We start from the raw sequence: 13842 nt of genomic DNA, 5'->3' as shown, positions 1-13842 counted from the left end.
CCCTACCAGCTGAGCCGGAGGACGAAGCTGCTGGCGTCCTCGTCGGTCGCGGTGGCCTCGAACTTCAACCCATCCGCGCCCAACGCCAGCGCGGTGGAGGTGCTGGCCACCACCATGCCCACGTTCCAGCCCACGCCAATCAGGTCCTGCTTGAAGATGAGCTCCCCGGAGTTGGGGCTCAGCCGGCGGTAGGAGTGCTCGCCGAAGGTCACCGCCACGGAGGCCGCGCTCGGGATGCCCTCCAGGGAGCGGTGCAGTCCGGACGCCGAGCCCACCATGGCCCGCATCCGCCCCACCGTGCTCCGCACATAGGCGAGCCCCGCGTCCCGTCCGGTGAGGTAGAGGGCCTCGCCATAGGAGCCGCCCCGCGCCTCCGCGTCCTGACCGATGACGTCGAGGATCCCCAACATCCACGCCACCGGGTAGCGGTAGTTCTCCACCAGCCGCTCGCCCTCGGAGATCTGCCGCCGGGCCCGCTCGAGCACCTCGGGGGATGCGCGAGCCGCCACCGATGTCAGTGCCGCCTCGAGGAACATCCCGGGAACCAGATGCTCTGGCCGACATCTGGACAGCCGTGAGAGCAGCTGGGGACGGCGCTCCATCATTCCCCGCAGTTTGTCACAATTGTTGAAATTCGTTCAAAACGATTTTTTCAGCGAGCAAGGGCGAGCGGACCCCAGACGAGACAACCCAGAGTTGATGGGAAGTCCGGGTGATGGCGATGTGGAGCCTGCGACGCGCCTCGTCATGGGCGGGGTAGAGGCGGGCCGTGGCGTCGGGGATGACGACGTAATCGAACTCGAGCCCCTTGACGTTGTCCACGTCCGTCACATCCACCCCGGGCTCGAAGGAGAAGTCCCCCTCCAATACGAGGCGGGCCCAGGACTGGTCCGCGACGACCCGGTGGAAGGTCCGCGCCTGCTCCGGGCCGCTGGCGATGACGGCCACGGAGGCATGGGGCTCGCGCTCCAACAGGTCCCTCAGCGCCTCGCCGATGAAGAGGTGGGCCTGGGCCTCGTCGGGGAAGTGGTGGAACCCCACGGGGGCGCCCTCGCGGCCGGCCTGGGGGGCCGCGGTGGTGGCCTGCGTGCCCAACACTGTACGCGCCAACTCCGTGACAGGCCTTGGACAACGGTAGGACACCTGGAGCCGGCAGGTGGCCGCGTCGCGGATGCCCAGCTCCGAGAGCACCGCCTGCCACCCCGCGAAGCTCGTCGAGGTCTGCTGCATCTCGTCGCCCGCGAGCGTGCAGCTGCGCGCCTCGCCCAGCAGCTTGCCCACCACGAACAGCTCGAAGAGGGAGAAGTCCTCGGTCTCGTCCAGCACCACGTGCACCAGCCGCCCCACCGCGCCCAGGTTTCCCCCCTGGGCCCGGAGGAAGAGCAGCAACGGCAGGTCCTCCAGGTCCAACGTGCCCGCCAGCTCGTCGGGCGTGCCGCTCTCCAGGGACTTGCCGTCGAGCGTCTGGAGGCGCTCGGGGTCCACCCCCTCGAGCTCGCGCTCGAGCGGCGTGGCGATCTGCAGCATCGTGTGGCGCACCGTCTCGTCCACGGCCGTGAGCGGCAGGTCCCCCTTCGAATAGGAGACGACGCCCTCCAGGAAGCGCCGGTCGGTGAAGACCTCGGCGAGCTTCTTGCGCAGGCGCGGCAGGCTGGTGGCCGACGACTTGAGCACCCCCAGGCGGGCCGCGAGCGCGAGGCGCAGGGCAGGATGGCGCTTGAGCTTCGAGACGAGCGGCGGCGGATCCTCCCACAGCTTGATGGCCTTGGCACCAAAGGAGACGCGCGCGGCCGTGGCCGCCCAGGAGTCGAGCGTCTCGACGGACACCTTCCCCAGCCCGAGCGGCGCGAGCAGGCGCCGGGACAGGCGCGCCAGGCCTTCCTCGGGGACGATGACCTTCATCCGGGACTCGGGGTAGCGCGCGTGGTCGTCGAAGGCGATCTTCGCGAGCCGGTGCAGGGCCACTGTCGTCTTGCCGCTGCCCGCGCTTCCCAGGACGAGCAGCGGCTGGTCCGCGGCCACGCTCACGGCCTCGAACTGCTCGGCGTCCAGCAGCGCGGTGACGTCGAGCGCTCCCTCGCGCCGTGAGGCCCCCTCCCCCACTCCGAGCTGGCCCGGGCGCACCGCCGTCCCCGTTCCCCCCGCGAGCTGGGAAGCCGGCCCGGCCCCCAGCATCCGCCAGGGGCCCTCGGGCGTGCGCACGAGCACGAGCGTGCCCGACTGGACGCGAATCAACCGCCCGCGCTCGATGACCACCAGCCGGCGCACCTCGACGGTGCCCTCGGACAGCCGCTCGCCGAACCACTCCTCGTAGGAGTCCCCTTCCCCGTAGCGATAGAAGACCCGCGCCACCGGGGCGAAGCGCCAGTCGATGATGCGCACGTCGGCGGACGCATCCGCGAAGCTCGTGCGGCCCAGCAGGTAGTCCCGGATGCCGGCGGGCCCCTCCACGCGCAGGTGCGCGAAGTAGGGAGCGCCGACGTCTGGCAATTGCGCCGTCTCCTGGCGCTCGAGCAGCGCCCGCGCCTGGTTCATCTGATGGAGCAGGTGCGGAAGGTCGGCCACCGGTGCGGTCGCCGCCTCGTCGCGCAACACCTGCAGCTGGGCCACCAAGCCCTGGGTCTCCTGCGTGCGGCTGCCACTGCGCTGCCTCGCGGCCTCCACCGAGGCGAGCACGCGCGCGAGCAGCGCCTCTTCTTCCGCGACGATGGCCCGCGCGGGCTCGGGCAGCTCTGCGACTGTCTGGCTCATGCTTCGGGCTCAGCGGATGAGGCCACCCAGCAGCCCGCCCAGGCCTCCACCGCCCTGGCCTCCGCCACCCCCAGGCGTGTTGCCGCCCCCACTCCCCAGGTTGGCGAGCATCGGCATCACCGCGAGGATGCCCCCCACCAGCTTCGGATCGAGCCGGGACTTGAGGAAGTCGAGCAGCAGCGGCGCCACCAGCGAGGCCTTGCCCGCATCGAGGTTGAAGCGCTGCAGCAGCGCCACGACTCCCGCCACCTCGCTCGCCTGACCCATCGCGCCACCGAGCGCGCCCATCAGCCCGCCACCACCGCCTCCGGACGACTGACCCTGGCCCCCGAGCAGCCCACCCAGCCCGCCCAGCGCGCCCATCAGTCCACCACCGGACTCTCCCTGCGAGCCCTGCTGCGTCCGCGCCTCCGCCTGCTGCTGCCACCCCTGCATCTCGGGAATGGCCTGGCCCATCTGGTCCGCCGCCTCCGCCCCCATCTTCTCCTTCACGGTCCCCTGCACCAGCTCGAGCAGCGAGCCCGCGAGGCCCTGCGCCTGGTTGGAGTCCACGCCAAGCTGCTGCGAGAGCTGTCCGATGAAGTCCATTCTGTTCTCCTCCGTCTCGGGAGCGGCGGTTCTAGCGGACCCCCCACCGGATTCTCACTGGAAAACCAACGGAGATGTCACCCACCTGCCGCGCGGGCCCTGTGTATCCTCGCTCAATGAGACCGCAGCCCCGCTCGCTCCTCGTCCTCGCGCTCCTCGGACTGCTGTCCGGATGCAGGCGCCCCTCCGGTTCCAACGGAGCGGACGCGGGCACCCAGGCCCCTCCCCCGCCGGGACTCCAGGGCTCCGTGACGGTGAAGGGCTCGGACACCATGGTCCTCCTCGGCCAGCGCTGGGCCGAGCACTTCATGAAGACGCACCCCGAGGCGAAGATCCAGGTGACGGGCGGCGGCTCGGGCACCGGCATCGCCGCGCTCATCAACGGCACCACCGACATCGCCATGTCCAGCCGCCCCATCAAGGACACCGAGCGGCAACAGGCCCACCAGCGTAACCCCTCCGGCCCCGTGGAGCTCCCCGTGGCCCTGGACGGCATCACCTTCTATGTCCACGAGAGCAACCCCGTGGAGTCGCTCTCCCTCGAGCAGCTCAAGGCCATCTACCTGGGCGACCTCACCCGCTGGAAGGACGTGGGCGGCAAGGACGCCCCCATCGTCGTCTATTCACGGGAGAACTCCTCGGGTACCTACGTCTTCGTGAAGGACGAGGTGCTCGGCGGCGAGGACTTCACCCCCCGGGCCCTGACCCTGCCCGGCACCGCGGCGGTGGTGAACGCGGTGGGCCTCGAGCGCAACGGCATCGGCTACGGCGGCGCCGCCTATGCCAAGGGCGTCAAGGAGTTGAAGGTGAAGAAGGACGCGGCGGGCGAGGCCATCGCGCCCAGCCCCCAGAACATCCAGAACGGCACCTACCCGCTCTCGCGCCGCCTCTACTTCTACCTGCCCCGGCAGGCCACCGGCACCACCCGCGCCTTCCTCGACTACGTGCTTTCCCCCGAGGGCCAGGAGATCGCCACCACCGTGGGCTACTTCCCGGTGAAGTAGCCCTCCGAGCCGCTGGTACGGGCGCCCCGGGATTGCGTAGGCTGCTCCCATGATCCAGGGCTCGGGCCGCTGCCACTACCATCCGGAACGCACCGGGCTCGGTATCTGCGTGGAGTGCCGCCACGTCGTCTGCCGCGAGTGCACCACCCAGTTCGAGGGCATCAACCGGTGCGCCAGCTGCCTCGAGAAGCGCCTCAAGGCGCTGGACGGGCCCTCGGAACGCCGTGAATGGACCGTGGGCAACGTGCTGCTGGCCCTCATCGGCGCCGCCGTCGTCTATGGCGGCGTCCTGCTCCTCTCCCGCATGGCTTCGGGGCTCTGACATGGCCGTCTCCGCGCTCGAATTGCGCCCCCGAGGGGCGGTGGCCATCCTGGACGCGGGCCTGCGCGTCTGCGTGCACAGCTCCGGCGTGTGGGCCCTCACCCTTCCCGGCGGGGCGCTCGTCACCGCGGCCCTGATGCACCTGACGGATGCCATCACCAACAACCGCTCCCTGAGCCTGCCCGCGCTCTGGTTCACCCTCGCCTGGCTCGTCCGGGGCATCTTCCAGGGCGCCGCCTGCCACCACGTGCAGGAGCTGGTGCTCGGCCAGGGGCAGGGAGAGCCCACGGCGTGGGCCTCGCTGCGCGCCGCGCTGGCCCGCACGCCCAGCCTCCTGTGCGCCGTGGCGTACCTCTTCGCCTTCAACCTGCTCACGCTCGGCGTCTCGCTGGGCTTCGCCTTCTTCTTCCTGTCCGCGCACCTCGTCGGCTACGCCGCCACCCTCCAGGGCCGTGGCAGCCCCCTGAACCTGTATGGGGTGTGCTCGAAGATGCTCGGCCCCGCGCGAGGCAGCGCCACCGGCGTGCGCATCCTCCTGCTGGTGCAGCTCCTGGCCTTCCTCAACCTCCACATCGCCGCCAACGCCCTGCTCTACGTCGGCCGCAAGCTGCTCGGCATCGACCTCACCTTCGCCGAGCGCTTCGCCTCCCTGGACAACACCGCCTGGGTCGTCTTCCTCGCCTGCGCCACCTTCACCCTCTTCGAGCCCCTGCGCGCCGCCACCTCCACGCTGCTGCTGGTGGATGGACGCGTGCGCCTGGAGGGGCTGGATCTGCTCGCCTCGGTGCAGCGGCTGCCCACCCGGAAGGCGGCGCCCGCCCTGCTCGCCGTCCTCGTCACCTGCCTGCTCTCCAGCCCGGCCCGGGCGCAGGTGCCCGTGAAGCCGCCCTCCCGCGCGGAGACGGAGCAGCGCTTCCAGGAGATGGCCGGGTACTGCGACCTGGATGCCCCCGAGACGGAGGGCTGGCGGCGGACGCTCGACACGCTGAGCCCGGCCGAGGCCATCAAGTTCCAGCGCCTGGTGCGCGACGTGGAGAAGGACGTCCTGGAGAACGAGGACTGCAACGCCCTGGAGCGGCTCGAGCAGGGCGTCACCCTGGCGACGCAGACCGCCGAGCTGGAGAAGCAGGCGGATGCACGGGCGGCCCAGGCACGTGCCCGGGACATCCTCGCGCGGCCCGAGTTCCAGGTGCCCGAGCCCGAGGCCCCCCAGGAGCAGAACACCGACGAGGAGGTGCCTCCCCCCCCGGGCCCCTGGCAGCGGTTCATGAAGTGGCTCGCGGAGTGGCTGGAGAGGCTCTTCCGCCGCTCGGAGACGCAGACCCCGGGCCCCAGCTTCTCGGCCGCCGGGGGACAGGCGGTGGCCAACGTGCTGGTGGTGGTCCTCATCGCCGGAGTGCTGGTGGTGCTCACGCTGGTGCTGCTGCGCGCGCTCGGCAAGGCCCAGGAGGGCGAGGACACGCGGCTCGAGGTGAGCACGCAGGACGCGTCCACCCTGGCGGCGGATCCGATGAACGCCCTCTCCCGCCCTCCCGAGGGCTGGGCCCACCTCGCCGACGAGCTGGCCGCCCGGGGCGAGTACCGCGAGGCCGTGCGCAGCCTGTACCTCGCCCTGCTCTCGCGCCTGCACCGCGAGGGCGTCATCCACTACGACACCACGCTGAGCAACTGGGACTACCTGCGCCAGTTCCGCAGCCGCCGCGAGTGGGTCCCCTCCTTCCGCGAGCTGACGCGGCGCTTCGACTTCGCCTGGTATGGCAACCTGCCCGTGGGCGCGGACGGCTACCGCGACTTCCGCGCGCTGTGTGCGCCCATGCTGAACCCCACCCCCGCCACCCCGGAGGCCGCCGGTGCGTGACCGTTTCCCGCTGCTCGTGGTGGGAGGGCTGCTCATCACCGCCGTGCTCGGCACGTGGTTGGTGCGCGGCGCGGCCCGGGGTGGCTTCGCCGACACGCTCTCCACCTGGCGCGCCCAGCCCGATGGGGCTCGCGGGCTCTTCCTGCTCGTCCAGGAGAGTGGCCTGCCCGCCGTCCGGCGCACCGCGGACCTTCGAATCATCCAGAAGGGCACGGGCACCCCGGTGCTGCTCGCCGTGGAAGTGGACGGCGCCCGCGAGGAGGATCCGGATCAGACGGCGCTCGCCGCCGACAAGAAGGACGGACTGGAGGACGAGGAGGTCCCCCGCCACGGCTTCAACCGGCTGCACGTCCCCGAGCTGAGCGACAAGGAGACGGAGAAGCTCCTCGAGCACGTGAAGACCGGCAGCACCCTCGTCTACGTGCCGTGGGGTTCGAAGGAGAACCCGCTGCTGGACGCGCTCGGGGTGAAGCTCACCAAGGCGGATACCTCGCTGCCCATGCGCACGCTCGTCCCGCCGCTCTCCAGCCCGTACACGCTGGGCGTGGAGCGCGTGGAGGCGAAGGTGCAGGCCTACCTGCAACTGCCCGAGAAGGGCGCGGTGCCCCTGCTGCGCGACGAGCCCCTGAACATGACGGTGGCGGCGGTGGTGCCCTACGGCGCGGGCAAGGTGCTGGTGGTGGGCGCGCCGGAGCTGGCGATGAACCAGGCGCTCGCGCGCGCGGACAACGCGCAGTTCTGGCTGAGTGCCCTGCGCGCCCTGGGCCCCGGGCCCTACGAGTTCGACGAGCACCACCACGGCTTCACCAACGAGCGCTCGGTGGTGGACTTCGCCCGCCGCTACGGCCTGCACTTCGCGGTGGCGCAGCTGCTGCTGGGGCTGTGTCTGTGGGCGGTGGCCCTCAAGCGCTTCGGCCGGCCGCGTGCGCCTCCCGAGTCCACCCGCGTGGGGGCCACGGACGCCCTCTTCGCCATGAGCCGCCTGTACCGCGAGGGCCGCCACCACGGCTTCGCCGCCAGCCTCATCACCAAGGGCCTCACCCAGGAGCTGGCCCTGCACGCCGGAATGCCCGCCCACGCGCCCGCCACGTCCGTCGCCGAGGGACTGGCCGCGCGCGGACGGGAGGACCTGGCCAACGGCCTGCGCGCCGTGGTCCGCAACGCCGAGACGGTGTCCGGCGAGGGCGATTTGAAACAACTGGCCTCCCGCGCCGCGGTGCTGCGCCAGCGCATCCATCCTTCCGGGCCGCCCTCGCGCGCGCTCGCTGCTTCGACCCCCGAGGAGTCATGACTTCCACCTTCGCCCCCACTCCCGCCAGCAACGCCGTGGCCGCCGCCCATGCCATCCGCGAGGGCGTGCTCTCCGAGGTGCGCAAGGCCGTCGTCGGCCAGGACGAGCCGCTCGAGCTCATGCTCGTGGGCCTCATCGCCGGTGGCCACGTGCTGCTCGAGGGCGTACCCGGCGTGGCCAAGACGCTCATGGCCAAGGCGCTCGCGCGCGGCGTCAGCGCGGACTTCAAGCGGATTCAATTCACCCCGGACCTGATGCCCGCCGACATCCTGGGCACCAGCATCTTCGACCTGAAGAGCCAGTCCTTCGTGCTGGTGCGCGGCCCCATCTTCACGGACCTGCTGCTGGCGGATGAGATCAACCGCGCCCCCGCCAAGACGCAGTCCGCGCTGCTGGAGGCCATGCAGGAGCGCGGTGTGTCGCTGGAGGGCCGGCACATGCCGCTGTCGCCGCTCTTCACGGTGTTCGCCACGCAGAACCCGGTGGAGTCCGAGGGCACCTACCCGCTGCCCGAGGCGCAGCTGGACCGCTTCCTCCTGAAGATCGACGTGGGCTACCCGGCCCCCGAGGAGGAGGACGCCATCCTGGAGTCGGTGCACCGGGGCTTCGACGCGGGAGACCTGGCGCGCGCGGGCGTGGGGCCGGCGGTGACGAAGGAGGGCCTGCTCGCGGCGCGGGCGGCGCTCAACGAGGTGACGGTGGAACCGCCGGTGCTCTCGTACGTGCGCAAGCTGGTGGCGGCCACGCGCGCCTCCAGCCGCATCCGCCTGGGCGCGGGGCCTCGCGCGGGCGTGCACCTGCTGCTGGCCTCCAAGGCGCTGGCGGCCCTGCGCGGCCGGGGCTTCGTCACGCCGGATGACGTGCGCTTCCTCGCCGGGCCCGTGCTGCGCCACCGCCTGCTGCTGTCGCCGGACGCGGAGCTGGATGGGGCCACGCCCTCGGACGTGCTGCGCGAGGTGGTGCAGTCCGTCGAGGTCCCCCGGTGATTCCCACCGGGCGCCTGTGGGTGCTGCTGTGCCTGCTGGCCGTGCCGATGATGGCGGCGGGATTCTTCCCGGGCCTCGGCGGCGCGGTGCTGGTGCTGGATGTGCTCGCCCTGGTGCTGGCGGGAGCGGACTTCCTGATGGCCCGCCGGGTGCGCCTGGAGGTGAGCCGGAAGCTGCCCTCCCGTCTGTCCGTGGGCGCGCCCAACAAGGTGGAGCTGCTGCTGGTGCACCGCGGTGGCCAGGCCGTGGACGTGCGCGTGAAGGACGACGTGCCCGAGTCCTTCACCGCCACGCCCGAGGAGGCTCCGCTGCGCCTGCCCGCGGACAGCCAGACGCGCTGGGTGTACCGGGTGTCCCCCTCCAAGCGCGGCAAGTTCGCCTTCGGCGATGTGCACGTGCGGGTGCGGGGGCCGCTGGGGCTCGTCTTCCACGAGCGGCACTTCCCCGCGGCGCAGAACGTGTCGGTGTTCCCGGACCTGCGAGGCGCCAGCCGGCTGCTCCTGTCCGGCGCGGCGTTGGACCTGGTGAACCTGGGCCTGCGGCAGTTGCGCCGGGACGGGCGGGGCAGCGAGTTCGCGCGGCTCCGGGACTATGCGCAGGGAGACTCGGTGCGCGAGGTGGACTGGAAGGCCACCGCGCGGCGCACGCGGCCGGTGACGCGGGTGATGGAGTCCGAGCGCTCGCAGTCCATCCTCATCTGCGTGGACGCGGGCCGCTCCATGGCGGCGCAGGTGGACGGGCTCACCAAGCTGGACCATGCCGTCAACGCGGCGCTCTTCCTGGCCTTCGTGGCGGTGCGCAACGGAGACCGCGTGGGGCTGGCCGTGTTCGCGGATGGAGTGAAGGCGTACCTGCCTCCGGCGGCGGGCCGGCTGCAGTACCGGAAGATATTGGACACGCTCTACTCCACCACGCCGAGCCTCACGTACGTGGACTACCTGGCGCTCTTCAAGGAGCTGAACGTGCGCCTCACGCGGCGCAGCCTGCTGTGCGTGTTCACGGACTTCCTCGACGAGGAGCAGGCCTCCACCATGGTGGCGCCACTCCACCGGCTGGCGCGGCGGCACGTGCCCCTGTGCCTGTCCGTGCGGGACACCGCGCTCGCGGCCCTGCTGCGCACCGAGCCCTCGGGGCCCGAGCAGGCCTATCAACAGGCCGTGGCCAGCGAGCTGCTCACGGACCGCGAATCCCTCAAGGCCAAGGTGAGCGCCGGTGGCGTGCAGATGCTCGACGTGCAGCCGGATGAGCTGAGCCTCGCCGCCGTCAACCGCTACCTCGATATCAAAGCGCGCGGCGTGCTGTAGGGCCGATGCTGACGGGCAATCCGGCGGGCGCTCATTCCTCGTAGAGCACGGGGACGGGCTCCCCCTTGATCAAGGCATCGAGCTGCTGCCGGCCGGAAACGACCAGGAAGGAGTACGTTGCCTCGACACCATCCTCGAGGGTTTCAGCGTCGGTGGCACAAGAGATGAGCTTCCGCACGCCCCCGAAAACGAGACGGGCGGGCCTTCCATTGACGGTCAGGCTCTCGTCGTCCTCCGCGCAGTCGGAGCGTCCTCGATTCTCGGCTCGCGCGAAGGCTGCCTCATCGGTCGCGGCGTGGATGAGGTAGACGTTCTCCATGACCGGGAACTCGTCCTGCGGCCCTTCCCTGTACTCGAAATAGAGCACGACATGCGCGGCATACCAGGACATCTTTTCCTCGCTCCCCTCACGTCTTGCGCTTCTGCTTGTTGCGACAGCCGAGGAACTTCTGCGCCAGGCGAATCTTCTCGCGTTCGCTTGCATCGGCTCCGGCGTACTGCTCTTGAAGCCACCCACAAGGGTCCGCTCGCAACCTGGCATCACGAACGTACTCGTTCTCCTTGTTCTGCACGCCGCCTTTCGCGCAGAGGGCCGTGTGCTTCTTGCAGAAGTCGTCGACCGAAGTGTCCTCCGCTTCCGCGACCGCGATGATCGCGGCGGTCAGTCCTCCCGCGAGCGCGATCAACTGAGCCCCGCACGCATACAGTTCTCCAACCTGCGCGCACCCGGGATAACAGCTCATGGTCTCGACCGGACATGCATGGAGGCCGGGAGGCCGCGCCGCGGCAGGTGCACAGTCCAGACTGGAGACACCGGGCACTGACTGCTCTTGATGGGCGCGCCCCTCGGCTCCCAGTACGACAAGGCTCATCGCGAGTGCGATGCATCGGAGTCGCTGAGAGCGATGGAGGGACATGTCCTCAGACCGCGGGGGCCTCGCCGCCGTAACCGCAGGCCAGCGCGCCGTGCTGGCAGCGCACCAGCCCCGTCAGATCGTGCCGCTCCAGGAAGCGCTTGGCGGCCTGGAGATAGAAAGGAAGCGCACGCGCCGGCTGCTGCCCGAGATGGAAGTGCGTGGCGAGCTCGAATGGATCCGGCTCCCCTCCCATCCGCTCCAGCCACTCGCCCGCCAGGCGGTGACCCGTGGGCCGGACCGTGTCCGACACCAGGCCGTAGGCGGCATCCCGCACCAGGGCGTGACGGAAACGGTACTCGCCCCCACCCGGGAAGCGGCCCCCGGGCTGCGGCGCGATGAGTTCCTGCTCCACGAGCTGCCGCAGGTGACGCTCCAGGGTCTCGCCCACCGTGGACTCCAGCAAGGCCTCCACACCGCCCCGCCAGAAGGTGCGGCCGAAGACGCTCGCCGCCAGCAACACCTGCCGGGCCGCGGGCTCCATCCGCATCAAACGCACCTGCAGCACAGCCAGCACCGTCTCCGGCGCCCAGTCTCCACGCTCCTCGGGCACCAGGCGGATGAGCTCCTCCAGGAAGAAGGCGTTGCCGTCCGACAGCTCCACCACCCGGCGCACCGCCGCCTCGGGCACGTGCGGCCCCAACACCTCGCGCGCCAGCCGCGTCCCCGCCTTCTTGCTCAACCCATGCAGCGGCAGCTCCTGCACGCGGCGCCCCCACAACGCGGGGAAGAGCTCCTTCACCTCCGGCCGCGCCAGCGCCAGCACCATCAACGGTTGCTCGGCCAGCGCCCGGAGAACCTCCTCCACCAGCTTCACGGTGAGCGCGTCACTCCAGTGCAGATCCTCCAGCACCAGCAGCACCGGCCGGTGGGCGCACTCCGCCTGAAGGAAGTGCACCAGGGCCCGGCTCACCTGCGTGCTCATCTCCAATGGATCGCTCCGCGCCGCGAGCAGGCGGGGGCTCTCCTCTCCGGGGAAGGGCACGGCGCACAGCTCGCCCAGGAGCGCCGCCACCTCCTGGGCCTCCTCCGCCGGCAGGTGCAGGGCCACCCGCTGGAACAGCCGCGCACGGCGCGTCTCCAGGGGCTCCCCCTCCACGATTCCGCACAGCTGCCTCAGCACCTGGCCCATCAGGCCGTACGAGGCGCCCGCGCTCATCGGGTCTCCCCGCCCCAGCAGCACCAGTGGCGGCTGCTCCCGCCGCTCCAGCCGGCGCAGGAACTCGTGGCGCAGCCGCGACTTGCCCACTCCGGCCGGCGCCGTCACCAGCATGGCCCGTGACGCGGGCTCCTCGATGCTGGTGTTGAGGGAGAACTCCAGCAGGGCCAGCTCCTGCTCCCGGCCCACACACGGCGTGGGCTTGCCCAACAGGGGCCGCGAGGCATCCACCCCCAGTTGCTCGCCCTGCAGCAGGAAGGCGCCCGAGTCCATGCGCGAGAGCTGGAAGCCCGGCCCGAGCAGCCCCGCCGTGACATCGTCCAGCACCACGCACGCGGACGAGGGCATCCGCTCCAACTGGCGCAGCAGCCGCCCCGCCCGGTCCATGGCCTCGCCCACCGGCAGCCGCTCGTTGAACATGCCCAGGCCCGTGGTCAGCACCACCGCGGCCTCGGGCCACCGCTCCTTGAAGGTGAGCGCACAGCGCGCCGCCAGCGCCGCCTGGTCCGTCGCCGTGCCGCGCTCGGGCACCAGCGTGGCCACCAGCGAGCCGTCCGCCAGCAGCTCCACCCGGACTCCATGCGCCGAGAGCTCCTCGCGCAACGCATCCCGCACCTCGAGTCCCCTCCCGGGAGCCGCCGCCGTGTCCTCGGGGTCCGGCGACTGCAGGGACATCAGCAGGACGCTGGCGAGTTGCTGCTCGGCGCCCTCCAGACTCGCGGGGCGCGGGTCCGACTCGGAACGGGGCAGCAGCAGCTCGGGGACGGACTCCAGCTCCGCGAGCGCCTTGAGCAACCCGTCGGCATCCGCCAGCCGCCGCTTCGGATCCTTCACCAGCATCCGGTCCACCAGCCCCTGCATGCTGACGGGCAGGCTGGGGCGCAGCTTGTGCAGGCGCGCCGGCTCGGCGAAGAGAATCTTGGCCAGCACGGCGGCGAAGTGCGGCGCCTCGAAAGGCGGCCGGCCCGTGAGGCATTCGTACAGCACGCACCCGAGCGAGAAGACGTCGGCGGCGGGAGGAATCTCCAGCTCGCTGGAGGCCTGCTCCGGCGCCATGTAGCCCGGCGTGCCCACCACCGCACCGGTGCCCGTCACGCCCATCATCGTGGGGACGGCCTGCCGGGCCAGTCCGAAGTCCAGCAGCACCACGTCGTCGGGCCGGCCGCCTCGCAGGAAGAGGTTGGAGGGCTTGAGATCGCGGTGGACGATGCCCTGCCGGTGGGCCACGGCCAGCGCCTCGGCGGCCCGGCGCAGCAGGGCCAGCGCCTCGGACAGGCGCAGGGGCTCGCGCAGCAGCCGGCGCGCCAGGTCCTCCCCCTCGAGCCACTCCATGGCCAGGTAGTGCTGGCCTTCCTCGATGGTGCCATGCGCCACGTAGGACACGACGCCCGGGTGGTCCAGCATGGAGAGCAGCACGGCCTCGCGGTTGAAGCGCAGCGTGGTCTCCTGCGACGGGGAGGCATGCAGCAGTTTGAGGGCCACGTTCCGGCCCGTGGTGAGATCGCTGGCGCGGTAGACCAGGCCCATGCCTCCGCGTCCCGCCAGGTCGTCGATGACGAACCGCCCGGCGATGAGCTGGCCCTGCGGCGCGATGCTGGGGGGAGGTCTCGGTGGGGATGGAGCCGTCTTGTCGCTATCCATGCGGGACAGGGGAGAACCTATCAC

11 protein-coding genes and 1 pseudogene are annotated in these 13842 nt (G+C 71.1%); 6 read left to right on the top strand and 6 right to left on the bottom strand.

Features of this window, described 5'->3' with window-relative positions; all coding sequences use genetic code 11:
- Positions 1-2 precede the first annotated feature (2 nt).
- The 3 genes and pseudogenes from VFZ09_RS19475 to VFZ09_RS19465 form a co-directional block, all read right to left on the bottom strand.
- On the bottom strand, positions 3-602 hold the full coding sequence (locus tag VFZ09_RS19475) for a TIGR02265 family protein (RefSeq protein WP_329729171.1): 600 nt from the start codon (positions 600-602) through the stop codon (positions 3-5).
- Positions 603-618: 16 nt separating this feature from the next.
- Positions 619-2751: an ATP-binding domain-containing protein gene (locus VFZ09_RS19470; RefSeq protein ID WP_329729109.1), complete on the bottom strand. Its 2133-nt coding sequence runs from the start codon at positions 2749-2751 to the stop codon at positions 619-621.
- Positions 2752-2760: 9 nt separating this feature from the next.
- A pseudogene (locus tag VFZ09_RS19465) lies at positions 2761-3366 on the bottom strand (DUF2780 domain-containing protein); the annotation flags it as partial.
- Positions 3367-3455: 89 nt separating this feature from the next.
- Here VFZ09_RS19465 and VFZ09_RS19460 point away from each other — a divergent pair.
- The 6 genes from VFZ09_RS19460 to VFZ09_RS19435 are packed head-to-tail and all read left to right on the top strand — an operon-like array spanning position 3456 to position 10104.
- Positions 3456-4343, top strand: coding sequence for a phosphate ABC transporter substrate-binding protein (locus VFZ09_RS19460; RefSeq protein ID WP_329729108.1), 888 nt, complete (start codon positions 3456-3458; stop codon positions 4341-4343).
- Positions 4344-4392: 49 nt separating this feature from the next.
- A complete protein-coding gene (locus tag VFZ09_RS19455) occupies positions 4393-4665 on the top strand; it encodes a hypothetical protein (RefSeq protein ID WP_329729107.1) in 273 nt (90 codons plus the stop codon).
- 1 nt (position 4666) lies between these two features.
- Complete coding sequence (locus VFZ09_RS19450; protein WP_329729106.1) at positions 4667-6523, top strand: DUF4129 domain-containing protein; 1857 nt, start codon at positions 4667-4669, stop codon at positions 6521-6523.
- On the top strand, positions 6516-7814 hold the full coding sequence (locus VFZ09_RS19445; protein WP_329729105.1) for a DUF4350 domain-containing protein: 1299 nt from the start codon (positions 6516-6518) through the stop codon (positions 7812-7814). Before VFZ09_RS19450 ends, VFZ09_RS19445 begins: the two co-directional genes overlap by 8 nt.
- Positions 7811-8800 carry a MoxR family ATPase gene (locus VFZ09_RS19440; RefSeq protein ID WP_329729104.1) on the top strand — a complete coding sequence of 330 codons (990 nt, stop codon included), beginning with the start codon at positions 7811-7813 and terminating at the stop codon, positions 8798-8800. The genes VFZ09_RS19445 and VFZ09_RS19440 overlap by 4 nt, the downstream gene beginning before the upstream one ends.
- Positions 8797-10104 carry a DUF58 domain-containing protein gene (locus tag VFZ09_RS19435; protein ID WP_329729103.1) on the top strand — a complete coding sequence of 436 codons (1308 nt, stop codon included), beginning with the start codon at positions 8797-8799 and terminating at the stop codon, positions 10102-10104. The genes VFZ09_RS19440 and VFZ09_RS19435 overlap by 4 nt, the downstream gene beginning before the upstream one ends.
- A gap of 31 nt (positions 10105-10135) precedes the next feature.
- Here the strand turns inward: VFZ09_RS19435 and VFZ09_RS19430 are convergent, their stop codons facing one another.
- The 3 genes from VFZ09_RS19430 to VFZ09_RS19420 all read right to left on the bottom strand — a co-directional run bounded on the left by VFZ09_RS19430 (position 10136) and on the right by VFZ09_RS19420 (position 13818).
- A complete protein-coding gene (locus VFZ09_RS19430) occupies positions 10136-10495 on the bottom strand; it encodes a DUF4288 domain-containing protein (RefSeq protein WP_329729102.1) in 360 nt (119 codons plus the stop codon).
- A 16-nt stretch (positions 10496-10511) separates the two neighbouring features.
- On the bottom strand, positions 10512-10847 hold the full coding sequence (locus VFZ09_RS19425; RefSeq protein WP_329729101.1) for a hypothetical protein: 336 nt from the start codon (positions 10845-10847) through the stop codon (positions 10512-10514).
- A 178-nt stretch (positions 10848-11025) separates the two neighbouring features.
- Positions 11026-13818: a serine/threonine-protein kinase PknK gene (locus VFZ09_RS19420; protein WP_329729100.1), complete on the bottom strand. Its 2793-nt coding sequence runs from the start codon at positions 13816-13818 to the stop codon at positions 11026-11028.
- Between the last annotated feature and the right edge of the window lie 24 nt (positions 13819-13842).

This window comes from Archangium sp. (genome assembly GCF_036277355.1).
Lineage (GTDB): Bacteria > Myxococcota > Myxococcia > Myxococcales > Myxococcaceae > Archangium.
This window is presented reverse-complemented; position numbering and strand designations above follow the sequence as displayed.

Excerpts from the sequence above, each read along its gene's own strand:
- VFZ09_RS19475 (WP_329729171.1), bottom strand. The coding sequence starts at position 602 with ATGGAGCGCCGTCCCCAGCTGCTCTCACGGCTGTCCAGATGTCGGCCA.
- VFZ09_RS19470 (WP_329729109.1), bottom strand. The coding sequence starts at position 2,751 with ATGAGCCAGACAGTCGCAGAGCTGCCCGAGCCCGCGCGGGCCATCGTC.
- VFZ09_RS19460 (WP_329729108.1), top strand. The coding sequence starts at position 3,456 with ATGAGACCGCAGCCCCGCTCGCTCCTCGTCCTCGCGCTCCTCGGACTG.
- VFZ09_RS19455 (WP_329729107.1), top strand. The coding sequence starts at position 4,393 with ATGATCCAGGGCTCGGGCCGCTGCCACTACCATCCGGAACGCACCGGG.
- VFZ09_RS19450 (WP_329729106.1), top strand. The coding sequence starts at position 4,667 with ATGGCCGTCTCCGCGCTCGAATTGCGCCCCCGAGGGGCGGTGGCCATC.
- VFZ09_RS19440 (WP_329729104.1), top strand. The coding sequence starts at position 7,811 with ATGACTTCCACCTTCGCCCCCACTCCCGCCAGCAACGCCGTGGCCGCC.
- VFZ09_RS19430 (WP_329729102.1), bottom strand. The coding sequence starts at position 10,495 with ATGTCCTGGTATGCCGCGCATGTCGTGCTCTATTTCGAGTACAGGGAA.
- VFZ09_RS19425 (WP_329729101.1), bottom strand. The coding sequence starts at position 10,847 with ATGAGCTGTTATCCCGGGTGCGCGCAGGTTGGAGAACTGTATGCGTGC.
- VFZ09_RS19420 (WP_329729100.1), bottom strand. The coding sequence starts at position 13,818 with ATGGATAGCGACAAGACGGCTCCATCCCCACCGAGACCTCCCCCCAGC.